Raw genomic sequence first — 18,927 nt, 5'->3', positions numbered from 1 at the left:
CAGAAGTCCCAGCTCAGCTCGTTCCCGTCGAGCACGACAGGCAGACCGCAAGGCGCAGCCCCGGTGACCGGCGCTCCGGCGCCGCGTGGCGAGCACGGAGGCGGTGGCCAACGGGGCGTCGCCCACGGGGGCCGACGCCCCCGGAGGGGGCGGGTGGGCGGGAGATGGGCGGGGAAGCCGCGATGGAACGGGGCGCCGCCGACGTCACGCCACCGAATCCATCCGCCGCGCCGGGGGCGCCTCGTGGTGGATCGGGGTGTGGGCGCCCGTCAGGGACGCGCCCGTGCCGCCGCGGCGGGCGGCGACGACCTCGGACGCGATGGAGACCGCCACCTCCTCCGGGGTGCGTGCGCCGAGGTCGAGGCCGATCGGGGAGCGCAGGCGGGCCAGTTCGAGGTCGGTGACGCCGACCTCGCGGAGGCGTTCGTTGCGGTCCAGGTGGGTGCGGCGCGAGCCCATCGCCCCCACGTACGCCACCGGCAACCGCAGCGCCAGCTTGAGCAGCGGCACGTCGAACTTGGCGTCGTGCGTCAGCACGCACAGCACCGTGCGCCCGTCGACGTCGTCCGACTCCCGCTCCAGGTACTCGTGCGGCCACGCGACCACCACCTCGTCCGCCTCGGGGAACCGCGCCGCCGTCGCGAACACCGGTCGCGCGTCGCACACCGTCACCCGGTACCCGAGGAACTTCCCCATCCGCACCAGCGCCGACGCGAAGTCGATGGCGCCGAAGACGATCATCCGGGGGGCCGGAACCGAGGACTCGACCAGAAGCGTGAGCGGCGTGCCGCAGCGTGAGCCCTGTTCGCCGATCTCCAGCGTGCCCGTACGGCCCGCGTCGAGGAACGCCGCCGCCTCCCCCGCCACGGTCCTGTCCAGCTCGGGGTGTCCCCCGAACCCACCCTCGTACGACCCGTCGGGACGCACGAGCACCGCCCGCCCCATCAGTTCCGACGGACCCGACACGATGCGCGCGAGCGCCGCCGCCTCCCCCGTGGCGGCGGCGCCGAGCGCCTGCCCGAGCACTCCGCGTACGGCCGTGTCGGACGCGCGTACCGGCGTGACGAGGATGTCGATGACGCCCCCGCACGTGAGCCCCACGGCGAACGCGTCGTCGTCGCTGTACCCGAACCGCTCGAGGACCGACTCCCCGTCCTCGAGCGCCTGCCGGCACAGCTCGTACACCGCCCCCTCCACGCATCCGCCGGAGACCGAGCCGATCGCGGTGCCCTCGCTGTCGACGGCGAGCGCCGCGCCCGGCTGCCGGGGCGCGCTGCCGCCGACGGCCACCACGGTGGCCACGGCGAAGTCGCGTCCCTGCTCGACCCACCGGTGCAGTTCCTCGGCGATGTCCAGCATGTCTCGGTCTCCTTACGCAGAGGGGGGAACAAGGGCTACTTGACGCCCAGCCAGCTCTCGATCGGGTGCAGGCCGAAGTACACGAGGAAGACCAGCGTCAGCACCCACATGAAGGCGCCGATCTCGCGGAACTTCCCCTGCGCGGCCTTGATCGCCGTGTACGCGATGACGCCCGCGCCGACGCCCGCGGTGATCGAGTACGTGAACGGCATCAGCGCCACGGTCAGGAACACCGGCACCGCCACGGACCGGTCGGACCAGTCCACGTGCCGGGCGTTCTGCATCATCATCGCGCCGATGACGACGAGGGCGGCGGCGGCCACCTGCCCCGGCACGATCTGGGCGAGCGGCGTGAAGAACAGGCCGAGGGCGAAGAGGAAGCCGGTGACCACGGACGACAGGCCCGTGCGCGCTCCCTCGCCGACGCCCGTCGCGGACTCGATGAAGACGGTCTGGCCGGACGCGCCCGCCACACCGCCGATCGCGCCGCCCGCGCCGTCGATGAACAGCGCCTTCGACAGTCCGGGCATGCGGCCCTTGTCGTCGGCGAGCTTGGCCTCGGTGCCGACGCCGATGATGGTGGCCATCGCGTCGAAGAAGCCGGCGAGGACCAGGGTGAAGACGATCATGCCGACGGTCATCCCGCCGATGGAGTCCCAGCCACCGAACTCGACATGGCCGAAGAGCGAGAAGTCGGGCATGGAGACCGCGCTGCCGGTCAGCTCGGGCGGGCTGCCGCCCCACACCTTCGGGCTGAGGTCGAACACCGCGTTCACGATGACGGCGAGAATCGTGCCGACGACGATGCCGATGAGGATCGCGCCGGGGATGTTCCGGGCCTGGAGCATGAAGATCAGGAGCAGGGTCACCGCGAAGAGCAGGACGGGCCAGCCCTTGAGCTGTCCGCCCGTGCCGAGCGTGACCGGGGCGCCCTTTCCGACGAACCCGGCGTTGACCAGGCCGATCAGGGCGATGAACATGCCGATGCCGATGGTGATGCCGTGCTTCAGGGCGAGCGGGATGGCGTTCATGATGATCTCGCGCAGGCCGGTGACGACCAGCAGCACGATCACCACGCCGTACATCACGCACATGCCCATGGCCTGCGGCCACGTCATGTTGGGCGCCACCTGGGTGGCGAGCACGCCGGAGACGGAGAGGCCCGCGGCGAGCGCCAGCGGGACCTTGCCGAGGAAGCCCATGAGCAGGGTGCACACGGCGGCGGCGAGCGCGGTCGCGGTGATGAGTCCGGCGTGGCTGAGCTTGTCGCCCGCCGCGTCGGGGCCGCCGAGGAGCAGCGGGTTGAGCAGGAGGATGTAACACATCGCCATGAAGGTGGTGATGCCGCCGCGCACCTCGCGCGCGAACGTCGATCCTCTGTCGGATATGTGGAAGTAACGGTCGAGCCAAGACCGTCCGGCCGGCTGGCGCGAGCCCGCGCCCGCGTCGTCGGCGGTGGTCTTCGGCTCCACGGACTGCTGGGTCATGGTGCCTCGTTTCCCAAGGTTCATAGGGGCACCCGTGAACTGCCTGGCGGCGTACGGGTTTTGGGATGGCTGCACGACCCGGGGGACGGCCCGAGACGCAGAGGTACGACTGGGTGGCGGCGGTCGCCGCCACCCAGCGGGGAGGCGGGACTAGGCCGAGGCCGTGCCCGTCAGGTGCTCGGGCCGGACCGGGGTCCGGTCGAGCTGCAGCCCGGTCGCGTTCCGGATCGCCGCGAGGACGGCCGGGGTCGACGACAGGGTCGGGGCCTCGCCGATGCCGCGCAGCCCGTACGGGGCGTGGTCGTCGGCGAGTTCGAGCACGTCGACCGGGATGGTCGGCGTGTCGAGGATGGTGGGGATCAGGTAGTCGGTGAAGGAGGGGTTCTTGACCTTCGCCGTCTTCGGGTCGACGACGATCTCCTCCATCACGGCGACGCCGAGGCCCTGCGTGGTGCCGCCCTGGATCTGGCCGACCACGGACAGCGGGTTGAGCGCCTTGCCGACGTCCTGGGCGCAGGCCAGTTCGACGACCTTGACGAGGCCGAGTTCTGTGTCGACCTCGACGACGGCGCGGTGCGCGGCGAACGAGTACTGGACGTGGCCGTTGCCCTGCCCGGTGACCAGGTCGAAGGCCTCGGTGGGGCGGTGCCGCCACTCCTCCTCGACCTCGACGGACTCGCCCTCCAGGACGTCGACGAGATCGGCGAGGACCTCGCCGCCGTCGGTGACGACCTTGCCGCCCTCGAGGAGCAACTCCGCCGTCGCCCATGCCGGGTGGTACGTGCCGAGCTTGCGGCGGCCGATCTCCAGGACCTTCTCGCGGACCAGCTCGCAGGCGTTCTTGACGGCGCCGCCGGTGACGTAGGTCTGGCGGGACGCGGACGTCGAGCCGGCGGAGCCGACCTGCGTGTCGGCGGGGTGGATGGTGACCTGGGTGACGCCCAGCTCCGTGCGGGCGATCTGCGCGTGCACGGTGACGCCGCCCTGGCCGACCTCGGCCATCGCGGTGTGCACGGTGGCCACGGGCTCGCCGCCGACAACCTCCATGCGGACGCGGGCGGTCGAGTAGTCGTCGAAGCCTTCGCTGAAGCCGACGTTCTTGATGCCGACGGCGTAGCCGATGCCGCGGACGACGCCCTCGCCGTGCGAGGTGTTGGAGAGGCCGCCGGGCAGCTGGCGCACATCGGCGCCCTCGCTGGACTCCCACTGGCGCTCGGGCGGCAGCGGCATCGCCTTGACGCGGCGCAGCAGTTCGGCGACCGGGGCGGGCGAGTCGACGGGCTGGCCCGTCGGCATGATCGTGCCCTGCTCCATGGCGTTGAGCTGCCGGAACTCCACCCGGTCCATGCCCACCTCGTCGGCGAGCTTGTCCATCTGCGCCTCGTACGCGAAGCACGCCTGGACCGCGCCGAAGCCGCGCATGGCGCCGCAGGGCGGGTTGTTGGTGTAGAGCGCGACGGCCTCGATGTCGACGTCGTCGAGGACGTACGGGCCGACCGCGAGCGACGACGCGTTGCCGACGACGGCCGGGGAGGCGGACGCGTAGGCGCCGCCGTCGAGGACGATGCGGCACTTCATGTGCGTGAGCTTGCCGTCCTTGGTCGCCCCGTGCTCGTAGTAGAGCTTCGCGGGGTGGCGGTGGACGTGTCCGAAGAAGGACTCGAAGCGGTTGTAGACGATCTTCACGGGCTTGCCGGTGCGCAGCGCGAGCAGGCACGCGTGGATCTGCATCGACAGGTCCTCGCGGCCGCCGAACGCGCCGCCGACGCCGGAGAGCGTCATCCGCACCTTGTCCTCGGGCAGTCCGAGCACGGGCGCGATCTGCTTGAGGTCGGAGTGCAGCCACTGGGTGGCGATGTAGAGGTCGACGCCGCCGTCCTCGGCGGGTACGGCGAGGCCGGACTCGGGGCCGAGGAAGGCCTGGTCCTGCATGCCGAACGTGTACTCGCCCTTGACGACGAAGTCGGCCTTCTTCGCGGCCTCTTCGGCGTTTCCGCGGACGATCGGCTGCCGGTGCACGATGTTCGGGTGCGGGACGTGGCCGATGTGGTGGTCGTCGCGGTTCTCGTGCACGAGCACGGCGTCAGGGGCGGTCGCGGAGGCCTCGTCGGTGATGACGGGCAGCTCGCGGTACTCCACCTTGATCTTGGCGGCGGCGCGCCGCGCGGTCTCGGGGTGGTCGGCCGCGATGCAGGCGACGGGCTCGCCGTGGTGGCGGACCTTGCCGTGCGCGAGGACCGGGGTGTCCTGGATCTCCAGGCCGTAGTTCTTCATCGCGGCCGGCAGGTCGTCGTACGTGAGGACCGCGTAGACGCCGGGCGTCGCGAGGGCCTCGGCCGTGTCGATGGAGACGATCTCGGCGTGCGCGACGGTGGAGCGGAGAATGTGGCCCCACAACATGTCCTCGTGCCACATGTCGGACGAGTAGGCGAACTCGCCGGTGACCTTGAGGGTGCCGTCGGGGCGAAGCGTGGACTCGCCGATGCCGCCCTTGGTCTGCGACCCCTGGGTGACCTTGCCGGGGATTCCTGTCGTACCCATGTTGCTCACGCACTTCCCGTCGAAGGAACAGCCTGCGACTGCCGCGCGGCGGCGAGCCGGACCGCGTCCATGATCTTCTCGTAGCCGGTGCAGCGGCAGAGGTTCCCGGACAGCGCCTCGCGGATGTCCGCGTCGGACGGGTTCGGGTTCTGCTCCAGCATCTCGTCGGCGGCGACCAGGAGGCCGGGCGTGCAGAAACCGCACTGGACGGCGCCCGCGTCGATGAACGCCTGCTGGATCGGGGCGAGTTCGCCGCCCTCGCCGGTCTGCGAGTCGGTGCCCTTCGCGGACCAGCCCTGCGCCTCCTGGATCGACGTACCGCCGCCGTGGGACCCGCAGGAGCGGGCCTTGGCATGGTCGGCGAGGCCCTCGACGGTGACGACCTCGCGGCCCTCGACCTGTCCGGCGGCGACGAGGCAAGAACACACCGGGACACCGTCGAGCCGGACGGTGCACGATCCGCACTCGCCCTGCTCGCACGCGTTCTTCGAACCCGGAAGCCCCATGCGCTCGCGCAGCACGTACAGAAGGGACTCGCCCTCCCAGACGTCGTCGGCTTCCTGCTTGCGGCCGTTGACCGTGAAATTGACGCGCATTACGCGACTCCCTCCGTGCGAACGCCCGAGCCGCGGTACGACTCCCAGGCCCAGGTCAGCGTGCGGCGCGCCATGACGCCGACCGCGTGACGGCGGTACGAGGCGGTGCCCCGCACGTCGTCGATCGGGTTGCAGGCGCCGGAGCAGAGCGCGGCGAACTGCTTGGCGACCGACGGGGTGATGATCTTGCCGTTGTCCCAGAACCCGCCTTCTTCCAGGGCGGAGTTGAGGAACTCCTCGGCCTCCCTGGCCCTGATCGGCGTGGGCGCGGCCGAGCCGATGCCGGTGCGCACGGTGCGGGTCTCGGGGTGCAGGGCGAGGCCGAAGGCGCAGACCGCGATCACCATCGCGTTGCGCGTGCCGACCTTGGAGAACTGCTGCGGGCCCGTGGCCTTGGGCAGGTGCACGGCGCGGATCAGCTCGTCCTCGGCGAGGGCGTTGCGCTTGACCCCCGTGTAGAACTCGTCGATCGGGATGCGCCGCGAGCCGCGCACGGACTCGACCTCGACCTCGGCGCCCGAGGCGAGCAGCGCCGGGTGGGCGTCGCCGGCCGGGGACGCGGTGCCGAGGTTGCCGCCGACGCCGCCGCGGTTGCGGATCTGCGGCGACGCGACGGTGTGCGAGGCGAGCGCGAGACCGGGCAGGTCGCCGCGCAGGTCCTCCATGATCTTGCTGTACGGGACGGAGGCGCCGAGCCGGATGGTGTCCCCGCTCGCCTCCCACTCGCTCAGCTCACCGATGCGGTTGAGGTCGAGCAGGTACTCGGGGCGGCGGTGGTCGAAGTTGATCTCGACCATGACATCGGTGCCGCCTGCGATCGGCACGGCTGTGGGGTGCTCGGCCTTCGCGGCGAGCGCCTCCTCCCAGCTGCCGGGGCGAAGGAAGTCCATGACGGCTCTCTTCTCCGTGAGGTTCGTGGATCGGGCAGGGATCGTGCGTGGTTCGTGCGTCGTGTCGTGCGGGGTCGATGCGATGCGTTCGAGCCAAGAAGAGGGGTGTGCGCGCCGCGCTCCGTGCAAGGGCGGTGGTGGGAGACGGGTGGGAGGATCACGGGGGCTCGTTCATGTGCTGTTCACGCGGAGTGAGCCCAGTACATCGCCTGTGCTCCGGCAGTGTCAGTCACGGAAAACATGAACGCATTGGCTGGCCCGCCGGGGTGTCTTGTAGATTCGTATGAACGGGCGACATCAGTAACCTCACCGTTTTCCCCAGGAAACCCAGGACGCAGGTCCGTGGGGCTCCCTTCAGGTACGACTTCGAGACAGATCGGCGGCGACGACGACATGCGGCTGCGCGCATTGCTGGACACGGACGCGCTGGGCCTCAGGCTCCTCGGCGGCGAGGACGAGCTCGACCGCACGGTGCGCGGCGTGATGACGACGGACCTGCGCGACCCGAGCCGCTACATGTCGGGCGGCGAGCTGGTCCTGACCGGGCTCGCCTGGCGCCGCGACGCCGCCGACTCCGAGCCGTTCGTGCGCCATGTCGCCGGGGCCGGGGCCACCGCACTCGCGGCCGGCGAGGCCGAGCTCGGCACCGTCCCCCAGGACCTCGTCGACGCCTGCGAGCGGCACCGGCTGCCGCTCTTCGCGGTGAGCGAGTCCGTGGCCTTCGCGACCATCACCGAGCACGTCGTACGACAGGTGTCGGGCGAGCGCGCCGGGGACCTGGCGGCGGTCGTGGACCGGCACCGGCGGCTCATGACGTCGGGGCCCGCGGGCGGCGGTCCTGACGTCGTCCTCGACCTGCTCGGCAGCGACCTCGACCTGCGGGCCTGGGTGCTCTCGCCGACCGGTCGGGCCATCGCCGGGTCGGCGGCGGCCGGGCCCGAGCTGCCCGCCGAGGTCCGTACGCGGCTCGCGGCCGAGCATCTGGCGGCGCTGCGCACGGGGCGGCGCAGCCCGCACCGGGTGACGGTGGACGGCAGCACGTACTCGCTGTTCCCGATCGGATCCGCGCCGAAGGACGGGCCCGCCGCCACCGTGCCCGCCGAACCGCGGGCGAGCGTGCTCGCGGACTGGCTGCTCGCCGTCGAGGCGGACGCGGGCGACTGGCCGGAGGAGCGGCTCGACCTGCTCCAGGGCGTCACGCAGCTGATCTCGGTGGAGCGGGAGCGGCGGGACGCGGCGCGCACGGTGCGGCGGCGGCTCGCGCAGGAGGTCCTGGAGCTGGTGCAGGCGGGCGCGGCCCCCGCGGAGATCGCGGCGCGGCTGCGCGTCGCGGCGCCCGTACTGCTTCCTGGGCTCGGGGCGGCGCCGCACTGGCAGGTCGTCGTGGCGCGCGTCGAGTGGGAGGGCGGCAAGGCCGAGGGCGGGGCCGTGGCCCAGTCGCTGCTGGAGGAGATCCTGATCGGCCCGGAGACCGGGGCGCGCGCCGAGTCGGCCGAGCCGTCCGACCGGATCGCCGTCGCGCACACCGGAGACGAGGCGATCGCGCTCGTCCCGCTGCCCGCGGTCTCCGCGGAGCACGACGGCTCGGAGCAGGGCCTGCTCGCCGACACGCTCCTGACGGCCGTGCGCGAGCCCCTCGCCGCCGGGCTCGCCGACGACGGGCGCCTGACGATCGGCGTGAGCGCGGCCGTGCACTCGGCGGAGGGGCTGCGCGGCGCCCTGGAGGAGGCGCGGCACGCGCGGCGCGTGGCGGCGGCCCGTACGGGCACGGTCTGCGCGGCAGGACACCAGGAGCTGGCGTCCCACGTCCTGCTCCTCCCCTTCGTCCCGGACGACGTGCGCCGCGCGTTCACGGCCCGGCTCCTCGACCCGCTGCGCGACTACGACCACAAGCACCGGGCCGAGCTGATCGCGACGCTGGAGGCGTTCCTCGACTGCGACGGATCGTGGACCCGCTGCGCGTCCCGGCTGCACCTGCACGTGAATACGTTGCGGTACCGCGTGGGCCGCATCGAGCAGCTGACGGGTCGTGATCTGTCGCGCCTGGAGGACAAGTTGGACTTCTTCCTCGCGCTGCGCATGAGCTGACAGGACCTCACGCGCCCTCGTCCGTCCCTGCCGCCCCCTTTAGCGATCTTGGGAGCGGTTGGGAAGGCCATACGTTTGTGAAATCTTTCACCCACCCCCTTGGCCGGGCACGTTGATCCGTGCTGAGATGCCCCACGGCAAACTCGGCTCGATGGCGTGCTCGGGAGGGCAATGTGGCGCATACCGCCATGTCTGGTACCGGAACGAACACAGCGGACGATCCACTCCAGACCGCGGTATGGCGGCTGCGCTCGCGCGGCTGCTGGGCCGACGCGGCAGCACTCCTCGACCATCACGCGGCGACGGACGCGGGGGCGGCGTTGCAGCGGGCCGCGCTGCTCGTGGAGCGGTGCCTCTACACCGAGCAGGGCTGGGCGGAGGCGGAGGACGCGCTGCGGGCGGCGGAGGCGCTGGCGCACACGGACGAGGAGCGGGGGGCGGCGGCGTGCGAGCGCGGCCAACTCGCCTACGAGGCGACCCTGTTGAAGACCCGCGACCGCTCGGACGAGGCGCGCTCGGCGTTCGGCCGGGCGGCGGCGCTGATCGCTCCCGGCTCGCCCGGGCGGGCGCTGCTCGACTTCCGTCGGGGGCTGATGTCGGAGAACCTGGCGGATTCGCCGCAGGCGGCGCGGGCGGCGTACCGCAGGGCGCATGCGGAGGCCACGGCCCACGGTGACGCGCTCCTCCTTTCCTTCACGTGGCGTCACCTTGCGGGGCTGGCCCTCCGGGAGGGCGAGCTGAAGGAGGCGCGACACGGTTTCACGGAATCCCTCCGCATCCGCGAAGACCTCGGCTACTTGGTGGGCACGGCCCCCGCCCTCGTCTCCCTGGCGGAAGCCGAACCCGAACCGGACACGAAGGCCCGCCTCCGCGCGGAGGCGCTCCGCTTGTTCCGCCTCTTGGACGGGGTCCCGACGTGGTTGGCGGGGGTCCTGCCGGCGGCGGCGTGACCGGGGGCCCCACTCCGGCTGCGCGGACCCGGAGGGGGCGGGTGGGTGGGAAATTGGGCGGCGGAGTCGAGGGGCCAGGCGACGGGGGCCCGGTGGGGGCGGTAGGGGCAGGTAATTCGAGCCCCTGCGGCGATTGAGCAGCGGGGGCCGGGGCAGAGCCCCGAGGCGTAGGCACGGACGACCTGCGGGGGCGGGTGGGCAGATTGAGCCCCTGCGGCGATTGAGCAGCGGGGTTTGGGGCGGAGCCCCAAGGCGTAACGACGGTGCGGCATGACAGTCCCCGCCGGCGATTGAAGGGCAGCGCCCCGTGGCGTAGGGACGGGCGGCGTTACGGGGAGAGGTGGGTGCGGAGCACGGTGTCCGCCGCGGACACGTCACCCGCCTCCAACGCGTCAAGCAACACCCCGTGCTGCACCGCATCCACCGCCATGTCGCACATCGCCCACCCCACCTGCCGCTGCAGCTCGTCCGCGACCCGGACCACCTGATCGTTCCCCGCGAAGGCGAGCAGCGCCCGGTGGAACGCCCGGTCCGCCTCGGCGTACCCCGCCCGGTCCCCCGCCCCGGCGGCCACCACCGTGGCCCGGGCCAGCGGCCGCAGCTCGGCCCACCGCGCGGGCGCCACCGTACGGGCGAGCCGCGTCACCACCGGCACCTCGACGAGCACCCGCACCTCGGCCAGCTCCGCGAGCTCCCGGTCGGAGCGCCTGGTCACCCGGAACCCCCGGTTGGGCACGACCTCGACCGCCCCCTCCCGCGCCAGCTGCTGCATCGCCTCGCGCACCGGCGTCGCGGACACCCCGAACCGCTCCCCGAGCGCCGGCCCCGAGTACACCTCGCCGGGCCTGAGATCGCCGGAGACGAGCGCGGCCCGCAGCGCGTCGAGCACCTGCCCGCGCACCGACGTCCGCTCGACGCCCCCGCGCGGCGCGACCCGCGGCGCGGGCGGCTCGCTGTGGGTGTGCTCGCCACGGCTCTGACCGGGGACGGACGCCGGCGGCGCGGCCGCCCGCGGCGCCCACGCCGACGTCGACCGCTGCTCCGGCACTCCAATGGCGGAGTCGCGTGCCGCGCGTGGTCTCGTCCGCTCCACCCCGGTCATCCCCTTCGCCGCCGTTCCTTGCCGTTTGTCCGAAGCTCAACGACGAACGATAGAGGGCCGGGCCGACAGTTCAAACCCCGCCCCGTTCGGGTAAGGTAAGGCTTACCTGTAAACGATCGTGAATCGGTGGCCCCCGCATGCCCCTCACCACGTCGGCGCTCGGCGCGCCCGCCAGCGCGGTCTCGGCCGCGTACGCCCGCCTCTCCGAGGTGTTCCCGGGCCTGCGCGTCATCGAGGTGCCCGCGGGCGATGCGCTGCCCGAGGGCGCGGGCTGGGTGCGCACCGAGCAGCTCGCCGAGGGCGGCGCCGCGCTCGACGCCTTCCTGGCGTGGGACAACGCACAGGTCCTCAAGGACTACGGCACCCCGGCCCGCCCCGACGTGATCGCGAGCTTCGGCCTGCACCGCTACGCGTGGCCCGCCTGCCTGCTCGTCACGATCCCCTGGTTCCTGCACCGCCGCGTACCCCGCTTCCCCGTGTCCGACGTCGCCTACCAGCGCACGCTCGGCCGGCTCGCCGTGCACGTGACCGAGTTCGCGTGCCTGCCCGACGACCCGGCGGCCGGACGGCCCGGCGCCCGCGTCGTCCCCGACGAGGAGGCGCTGCGCGCCGAGGTGCGCGCGGCCGTCGCCGAGCACCTCCAGCCGGTGCTCGCCGGTTTCGGCCCGCGGATGCGGCGCGGGCCGCGCGCCCTGTGGGGCATGGCGACGGACGAGATCGTCGAGAGCCTCTGGTACGTGGGCCATCTCCTGGGCGAGGAGCGGCGCGCGATGACCGACCTGGAGACGCTGCTGCCCGGCGCCACGAAGCCGTATGTCGGGAAGGCCGCGTTCCGCGAGCTGACGGGCCCGGAGGGGCAGGCGCTGCCGACGCGCGACCGCGCGAGCTGCTGCATGTTCTACACGCTGCGCCCGGAGGACACCTGCGTGACCTGCCCGCGCACCTGCGACGCGGACCGCATCGAGCGGCTCACCGCAACCGCCGCCGCCTGAACCACCCTTACGAGTGACGTAATTCGAACTCAACTGCCGTTTTTACGGCGGGAGTTCGAGCGTACGGCCGCTTTACGCGCCCCCTTGCACACCAATGGCGTTCTCTTGCCCCGAAACCCCCCTGCGGGCTCGGGCGGCTGGGCCAATATGGCGCCCGAAACGCCCTAACGCGATGCAAGGGACCCCAGATGAGACTGACCGACATATCGCTGGACTGGCTGCTTCCGGGCGCCGTGCTGCTCCTGGGCATGCTGGCGGCGGTCGCAGTGCTCGCGCGCGGCAGGCGCGCCGGGGGCGCCAAGAAGGACACGGGCATGTTCTCCGACGAGTCGTGGGAACGCAGCGAGGAGCGCCGCAGGCGCAAGGAGGCCGTCTACGGCACCGCCTCGTACGTGCTGCTGTTCTGCTGCGCGGCCGTCGCCGCCGCCCTCTCCTTCCACGGCCTGGTCGGCTTCGGCCAGCAGAACCTGAACCTGTCGGGGGGCTGGGAGTACCTGGTCCCCTTCGGGCTCGACGGCGCCGCGATGTTCTGCTCGGTGCTCGCGGTGCGCGAGGCCAGCCACGGCGACGCCGCGCTCGGCTCCCGGATACTCGTGTGGACGTTCGCCGGCGCCGCCGCCTGGTTCAACTGGGTGCACGCGCCGCGGGGGCTCGGCCACGCGGGCGCCCCGCACTTCTTCGCGGGGATGTCCCTCTCGGCCGCCGTCCTCTTCGACCGCGCCCTGAAGCAGACGCGCCGCGCGGCGCTGCGCGAACAGGGCCTGGTGCCGAGGCCGTTGCCGCAGATCCGGATCGTGCGGTGGCTGCGTGCTCCCCTGGAGACGTACAACGCCTGGTCGTTGATGCTCCTGGAGAACGTGCGCACCCTCGACGAGGCCGTGGACGAGGTGCGCGAGGACAAGCGGGAGAAGGCCGAGAACCGGATGCGCCAGCGCGAGCACCAGAAACTGGAGCGCGCCCAGCTGAAGGCGCTCAGCCGCGGCTTCGGTGTCCGCGAGCCCCGGCAGGTGGAGTCCGGCGCCACCGGGCAGGCCGGGCCGGAGTCCGCCATATCGGGCGCGGCGCAGCCCTCGGAACTGCCGCAGGGAACACCGGCCCCTGAGCAGCTTCCGGTGCGCACCCGGCCCTCGCTCCAGGCGGTCAAGGGCCTCCGGAAGTCACGTGACCACAAGGCGCCCGTCACCGTCGATCTGACGGCGGAGGACGACACGCAGGCGCTGCCCCGGCTCGACTCTCTGGAGCAGAAGCTCAAGGACCTTGAGCAGCAGCTCGGTTGAGCCCGTCCGTGGTACGGCGGCGCCGTGGCCTCACCCGGCGCCGCCGTCCAGTTCGAACCAGACCACCTTGCCCGTGGCGCCGGGACCGAGCGGTGCGACACCCCAGTCGTCGGCGAGCGACTGCACCAGGATCAGGCCGCGCCCGCTCGTGCCGTGCGCACCGCCGTCGGCGTGCGGTACGCGTGGCTCGGGCCTGCGGGAGACGAAGTCCCTGACCTCCACTCTCAGCCCCTCGGGCCCCACGGTCGCCGTGAGTTCCGCCTCGCAGTCGGTGTGCACCAGCGCGTTCGTCACCAGTTCGCTGGTGAGCAGCTCGGCCACGTCCGCTCTTCCCGGCCTCCCCCAGTGACGCAGCAGATCGCGCAGCGCGCGCCGCGTCTCGGGGACGGCCCGCAGGTCCGCCCTGCCCAGTTTGCGCTTGAGCTGCCGCGGTGGCCCGGTCAGCGGATCCGCCCGCGCCGCGGCAACCCCCTTCTCGTACGTCATTGAGCCCGTGTCGCCCACTCGAGCGCCCCCTCGTGACTGCCGCTTCATGGCCCCCGCCCACACGCCGATCCCGTTGCCTTCCGGCTGGACTGCTGTGCTCGGCCTGCTCTTCGAACGCGTACACGGGGATGAATGCCCCGCTGCCTGATCGGCACGCTTGTTGATTGGTCCACCATTTGCCGGGTGTCCGCCGCCCGGTCGGGGAAGGAAGCGTGGGGACGACGCCCGGGCCGGGCACACGTACAGGCACCGAACAGCACCGCAGGAGCACTGGAGGAGCCGCCGTGCACGACGACCGACACCTCGTGGAAGGCCGCCTCGAACGGGCGATGCACCAGTTCGTGCGGCCCGCGCAGTACGGGGCGCGGGTCCCGCTGAGCATGAGCGTCTGGCACGCGCCGGGCGAACCGGTCCCGGTGGCCGAGGCCCTCGAGGGCACGTACGAGCCGTTCGAGACAGGCACCGCGTGGGGAAAGCCGTGGTCGACGAGCTGGTTCCGGCTCGAGGGGCGGGTGCCCGAGGAGTGGGCGGGGCGACACGTCGAGGCGGTCGTCGACCCCGGCTTCTCCGGCCAGGGCCCCGGCTTCCAGACGGAGGGCCTGCTCTACGACGCGTCGGGCGTTCCCCTGAAGGGCATCCATCCGCGCAACCGGCATCTGACGATCGCGGCGCGCGCGGCCGGCGGCGAACCGGTGAGCCTGCTCCTGGAGGCGGCGGCCAATCCGACGGTGCTGCGGGACTTCGAGCCGACGTACGTCGGTGACGTACTGACCGCAGGAGATCGCCCCAACTACCGATTCCGCTCTGCCGACTTGGCCGTACTCGACGAGGAGGTCTGGCACCTCGTGCTCGACGTCGAGGTGCTCTCGGAGCTGATGCACGAGCTGGACGCGGACCGGGCCAGGCGGCACGACATCCTGCGCGCCCTGGAGCGGATGCTGGACGCCCTCGACCTGCACGACGTGTCCGGCACGGCCGCGGCGGCGCGCGCCGAGCTGGCCGACGTCCTGGCGCGGCCCGCGCACGCGAGCGCGCACCGCGTCTCGGCGGCCGGGCACGCGCACATCGACTCGGCGTGGCTGTGGCCGCTGCGCGAGACGGTCCGCAAGGCGTCGCGGACCTTCGCGAACGTCACGGCGCTCGCCCGGGACTATCCGGAGCTGGTGTTCGCGTGCTCGCAGGCGCAGCAGTACGCGTGGGTGAAGGAGCACCAGCCACACATCTGGGAGCGCATCAAGAAGGCGGTGGCGGACGGCAATTGGGCGCCGGTCGGCTCGATGTGGGTGGAGTCCGACGCCAACATGCCGGGCGGCGAGGCCCTGGCCCGCCAGCTCGTGCACGGCAAGCGGTTCTTCCGGGACGAGCTGGGCGTGGAGACGGAGGAGATCTGGCTGCCGGACTCCTTCGGGTACACGGCGGCGTTCCCGCAGCTCGCGAAGTTGGCGGGCGCCAAGTGGTTCCTGACGCAGAAGCTGAGCTGGAACCAGACGAACAAGATGCCGCACCACACGTTCTGGTGGGAGGGCATCGACGGCACCCGTGTCTTCACCCACTTCCCGCCGGTGGACACGTACAACGCGCAGTTCCACGCGGCCGAACTCGCCCGTGCCGAGCGGAACTTCGCGGAGAAGGGCGACGCCTCCCGCTCCCTCGTCCCGTTCGGCTGGGGCGACGGCGGGGGCGGGCCGACCCGCGAGATGCTGGAGAAGGCGCGCCGCCTGCGCTCCCTGGAGGGCTCGCCGCGCGTCGACATCGAGAAACCGGCGGCGTTCTTCGAGGCGGCGCACGAGGAGTACGGCGCCAAGGCCCCCGTGTGGTCCGGTGAGCTGTACCTGGAGATGCACCGCGCCACGTACACCACGCAGGCCAAGACGAAGCAGGGCAACCGGCGCTCCGAACACGCGCTGCGCGAGGCCGAGTTGTGGTGCACTGCCGCCGCGCTGCACGATCCGACGTACACCTACCCGTACGACGCGCTCGACCGGATCTGGAAGACGGTGCTGCTGCACCAGTTCCACGACATCCTGCCGGGCTCGTCCATCGCCTGGGTCCACCGGGAGGCCCGCGAGACCTACGCGCAGGTGCTCGCGGAGCTGGACGACATCACGTCCGACGCCGTGCACCGGCTGGGCGGCTCCGCCCCCTCGGCCCTGAACTCCTCCCCGTACCCGCGCAGCGAAGTCGTCGCGAACGAGGGGCAGTTGGTGCACGTGCGCGTCGACGGGCTCGGCATCCGCTCGCTCACCGAGGACGCGGGCAGGGCGCACGGGCCGGGCGCGCACGCGGCGGCGACGCGGGAGACCGGCTCGATCGTCCTCGCCAACGAACACCTCACCGTCACCATCGACGGCGACGGCCTCCTCACGTCCGTACGGGACCTGAACAACGGCGGCCGTGAGGCCCTGGCCCCCGGCGCCCGCGGCAACCTCCTCCAGCTGCACCCCGACCACCCCACCCAGTACGACGCGTGGGACCTCGACGCCCACTACCGGCACACCCGCACCGACCTCACCGCCGCCGAGTCGGTGGAGCTGGTCGAGGAGGGGCCGCTGCGGGTGTCGGTGCGCGTCACCCGTTCCTTCGGGAAGTCCCGGATCACGCAGGAGTACCGGCTCGCGGCGGACAGCAGGCGCCTCGACGTCGTCACGGACGTCGACTGGCAGGAGTCGGAGAAGGTGCTGAAGGCGGCGTTCCCGCTGGACGTGCACGCGGAGCGGTCGTCCGCCGAGATCCAGTTCGGGCACGTCAACCGGCCGACGCACGTCAACACCGGCTGGGACGCTGCCCGTTACGAGATCTGCGCGCACCGCTGGCTGCGGGTCGCGGAGGAGGGCTACGGGCTCGCGCTGCTCAACGACTCCACGTACGGGCACGACGTGACGCGCGCCGCGCACGAGGACGGGCTCGGCACGACCGTCCGGCTCACGCTGCTCAGGGCCCCGCACTCCCCCGACCCCGAGACCGACCTCGGCACTCACCGCTTCACGTACGCGCTGCTGCCGGGCGCCACGACGGGCGACGCGGTGGCGGAGGGGCTCGCCCTGAACCTGCCGCTGCGGATCGCGCCCGCGCCCGCCGTCCCGCCGCTGATCGCGGTCGACGACCCGGCGGTGACGGTGGAGTCCGTGAAGCTCGCCGAGGACCGGAGCGGCGATGTCGTCGTGCGTCTCTACGAGTCGCGGGGCGGGCGCGCGGAGGCCACGCTCACGGCGTCGTTCCCGGTGGCGGGCGCCGACGAGACAGACCTCCTGGAGCGGCCGCTGCGGCCCGCCGAGACCTCCGACACGGGTCTCGCGCTGTCGCTGCGGCCGTTCCAGATCCTGACGCTGCGGCTGCGGCCGGTGTGATCAGGGACGGGGCATGTTGCGGAGGTTGGAGCGGGCCATCTGGACCATGCGGCCCACCCCGCCGTCGAGGACGATCTTGGAGGCGGACAGCGCGAAGCCGGTGACCATCTCGGCGCTGATCTTCGGCGGGATGGACAGCGCGTTCGGGTCGGTGACCACGTCGACGAGCGCGGGGCCCTTGTGCTTGAAGGCCTCTTTGAGCGCGCCCGCGAGCTGCTTCGGCTTCTCGACGCGGACGCCGTAGGCACCGGCGGCGCGGGCGATGGAGGCGAAGTCGGGGTTCTTGTTGGTGGTCCCGTACGACGGAAGACCGGCCACCAGCATCTCCAACTCGACCATTCCCAGAGAGGAGTTGTTGAAGAGGACCACCTTCACCGGCAGGTCGTACTGGACGAGGGTGAGGAAGTCGCCCATCAGCATCGAGAAGCCGCCGTCGCCCGACATGGAGATCACCTGACGGTTCCGGTCGGTGAACTGGGCGCCGATCGCCATCGGCAGCGCGTTCGCCATCGAGCCGTGCGAGAACGAGCCGATGACGCGGCGGCGGCCGTTCGGCGAGATGTAGCGGGCCGCCCAGACATTGCACATGCCGGTGTCGACGGTGAACACGGCGTCCTCGGCGGCGAGGTCGTCGAGGACGGACGCGACGTACTCGGGGTGGATCGGGGTGTGCTTCTCGACCTTGCGCGTGTACGCCTTCACGACGCCCTCGAGCGCGTCGGCGTGCTTCTTCAGCATCCGGTCGAGGAACTTGCGGTTCGACTTCGGCTTCACGCGCGGGGTGAGGCAGCGCAGCGTCTCGCGCACGTCGCCCCAGACCGCCAGGTCCAGCTTGGAGCGGCGGCCGAGGTGCTCGGGGCGCACGTCGACCTGGACGATCTTGACGTCCTTCTGCGGCAGGAACGCGTTGTACGGGAAGTCGGTGCCGAGCAGGATCAGCAGATCGCACTCGTGGGTGGCCTCGTACGCGGCGCCGTAGCCGAGGAGCCCGCTCATGCCGACGTCGAAGGGGTTGTCGTACTGGATCCACTCCTTGCCGCGCAGCGCGTGGCCGACCGGGGACTTGATCTTCTCGGCGAACTCCATGACCTCGGCGTGCGCGCCGGCGGTGCCGCTGCCGCAGAACAGGGTGACCTTGCCGGCCTCGTCGATCAGCTCGACCAGCTTCTCGATCTCGGCGTCGCCGGGGCGGATGCTGGGCCGTGACGTGACGATCGCGGTCTCGGTGGACTTCTCGGGGGCGGGCTCGTCGGCGACGTCGCCGGGGAGCGTCACGACGCTGACGCCGGACTGGCCGACGGCGTTCTGGATGGCGGTCTGGAGAACGCGCGGCATCTGCTTCGGGCTGGAGATCATCTCGCTGTAGTGCGAGCACTCCGAGAAGAGCCGGTCCGGGTGGGTCTCCTGGAAGAAGCCGAGGCCGATCTCGCTGGAGGGGATGTGCGAGGCGAGGGCGAGGACGGGGGCCATCGAGCGGTGGGCGTCGTAGAGGCCGTTGATGAGGTGCAGGTTGCCGGGTCCGCAGGAGCCGGCGCACGCCGTCAGCTTGCCGGTGATCTGGGCCTCGGCGCCCGCGGCGAAGGCGGCGGTCTCCTCGTGCCTGACGTGGATCCAGTCGATCGCGTCGTTGCGCCGGATCGCGTCCACGACCGGGTTGAGGCTGTCGCCCACGACTCCGTACATGCGCTCCACGCCCGCGCGGACGAGGATGTCGACGAACTGCTCGGCGACGTTCTGCTTGGCCATGACTCACGCGCCCTTTCGGAACCCGGTGCCGGTGTTGCTCCTGCTTCTGTCCCATGCCTACGGGTT

At 71.9% G+C, this 18,927-nt stretch carries 13 protein-coding genes; 5 read left to right on the top strand and 8 right to left on the bottom strand.

Annotated features, from left to right (window positions below; translation table 11 throughout):
* Nucleotides 1-204 precede the first annotated feature (204 nt).
* The 5 genes from ACTWJ8_RS29710 to ACTWJ8_RS29690 form a co-directional block, all read right to left on the bottom strand.
* Nucleotides 205-1,359, bottom strand: coding sequence for an XdhC family protein (locus ACTWJ8_RS29710; protein ID WP_443260746.1), 1,155 nt, complete (start codon nt 1,357-1,359; stop codon nt 205-207).
* Between the two features lie 35 nt (nt 1,360-1,394).
* Nucleotides 1,395-2,846 carry an NCS2 family permease gene (locus ACTWJ8_RS29705; RefSeq protein ID WP_356378915.1) on the bottom strand — a complete coding sequence of 484 codons (1,452 nt, stop codon included), beginning with the start codon at nt 2,844-2,846 and terminating at the stop codon, nt 1,395-1,397.
* 150 nt (nt 2,847-2,996) lie between these two features.
* Entirely contained in the window at nt 2,997-5,387 is a 2,391-nt protein-coding gene (locus ACTWJ8_RS29700; protein WP_443260745.1) for a xanthine dehydrogenase family protein molybdopterin-binding subunit, read from the bottom strand.
* Nucleotides 5,388-5,392: 5 nt separating this feature from the next.
* Complete coding sequence (locus ACTWJ8_RS29695; protein ID WP_356378909.1) at nt 5,393-5,983, bottom strand: (2Fe-2S)-binding protein; 591 nt, start codon at nt 5,981-5,983, stop codon at nt 5,393-5,395.
* Complete coding sequence (locus tag ACTWJ8_RS29690; RefSeq protein WP_443260744.1) at nt 5,983-6,873, bottom strand: FAD binding domain-containing protein; 891 nt, start codon at nt 6,871-6,873, stop codon at nt 5,983-5,985. The genes ACTWJ8_RS29695 and ACTWJ8_RS29690 overlap by 1 nt, the downstream gene beginning before the upstream one ends.
* Before the next feature lie 393 nt (nt 6,874-7,266).
* On the opposite strand from ACTWJ8_RS29690, the gene ACTWJ8_RS29685 reads away from it, so the two are divergent.
* A complete protein-coding gene (locus ACTWJ8_RS29685; protein ID WP_443265022.1) occupies nt 7,267-8,961 on the top strand; it encodes a PucR family transcriptional regulator in 1,695 nt (564 codons plus the stop codon).
* A 188-nt stretch (nt 8,962-9,149) separates the two neighbouring features.
* Entirely contained in the window at nt 9,150-9,911 is a 762-nt protein-coding gene (locus tag ACTWJ8_RS29680) for a hypothetical protein (RefSeq protein WP_443260743.1), read from the top strand.
* A gap of 328 nt (nt 9,912-10,239) precedes the next feature.
* On the opposite strand, the gene ACTWJ8_RS29675 is transcribed toward ACTWJ8_RS29680, so the two are convergent.
* Nucleotides 10,240-11,013 carry a GntR family transcriptional regulator gene (locus ACTWJ8_RS29675; RefSeq protein ID WP_356378902.1) on the bottom strand — a complete coding sequence of 258 codons (774 nt, stop codon included), beginning with the start codon at nt 11,011-11,013 and terminating at the stop codon, nt 10,240-10,242.
* 137 nt (nt 11,014-11,150) lie between these two features.
* Between ACTWJ8_RS29675 and ACTWJ8_RS29670 the strand changes: the two genes are divergently transcribed.
* Together ACTWJ8_RS29670 and ACTWJ8_RS29665 are read left to right on the top strand one after the other, a co-directional pair.
* Entirely contained in the window at nt 11,151-12,005 is an 855-nt protein-coding gene (locus ACTWJ8_RS29670) for a (2Fe-2S)-binding protein (protein WP_356378899.1), read from the top strand.
* 188 nt (nt 12,006-12,193) lie between these two features.
* A complete protein-coding gene (locus ACTWJ8_RS29665) occupies nt 12,194-13,282 on the top strand; it encodes a DUF2637 domain-containing protein (RefSeq protein WP_356378896.1) in 1,089 nt (362 codons plus the stop codon).
* 30 nt (nt 13,283-13,312) lie between these two features.
* On the opposite strand, the gene ACTWJ8_RS29660 is transcribed toward ACTWJ8_RS29665, so the two are convergent.
* Nucleotides 13,313-13,768, bottom strand: coding sequence for an ATP-binding protein (locus ACTWJ8_RS29660; protein ID WP_356378893.1), 456 nt, complete (start codon nt 13,766-13,768; stop codon nt 13,313-13,315).
* Nucleotides 13,769-14,052: 284 nt separating this feature from the next.
* Between ACTWJ8_RS29660 and ACTWJ8_RS29655 the strand changes: the two genes are divergently transcribed.
* The gene (locus tag ACTWJ8_RS29655; protein ID WP_443260742.1) at nt 14,053-17,115 is read left to right on the top strand and encodes an alpha-mannosidase; all 3,063 of its coding nucleotides are present in this window, start codon (nt 14,053-14,055) and stop codon (nt 17,113-17,115) included.
* On the opposite strand, the gene ACTWJ8_RS29650 is transcribed toward ACTWJ8_RS29655, so the two are convergent.
* Complete coding sequence (locus tag ACTWJ8_RS29650) at nt 17,116-18,861, bottom strand: pyruvate dehydrogenase (protein ID WP_443260741.1); 1,746 nt, start codon at nt 18,859-18,861, stop codon at nt 17,116-17,118.
* Nucleotides 18,862-18,927 lie beyond the last annotated feature (66 nt).

The organism is Streptomyces sp. SDT5-1 (assembly GCF_052245995.1).
Taxonomy (GTDB): Bacteria; Actinomycetota; Actinomycetes; order Streptomycetales; family Streptomycetaceae; genus Streptomyces.
Note: the sequence above shows the minus strand (reverse complement) of the source record. Positions and strands in the feature narration are given on the sequence as shown.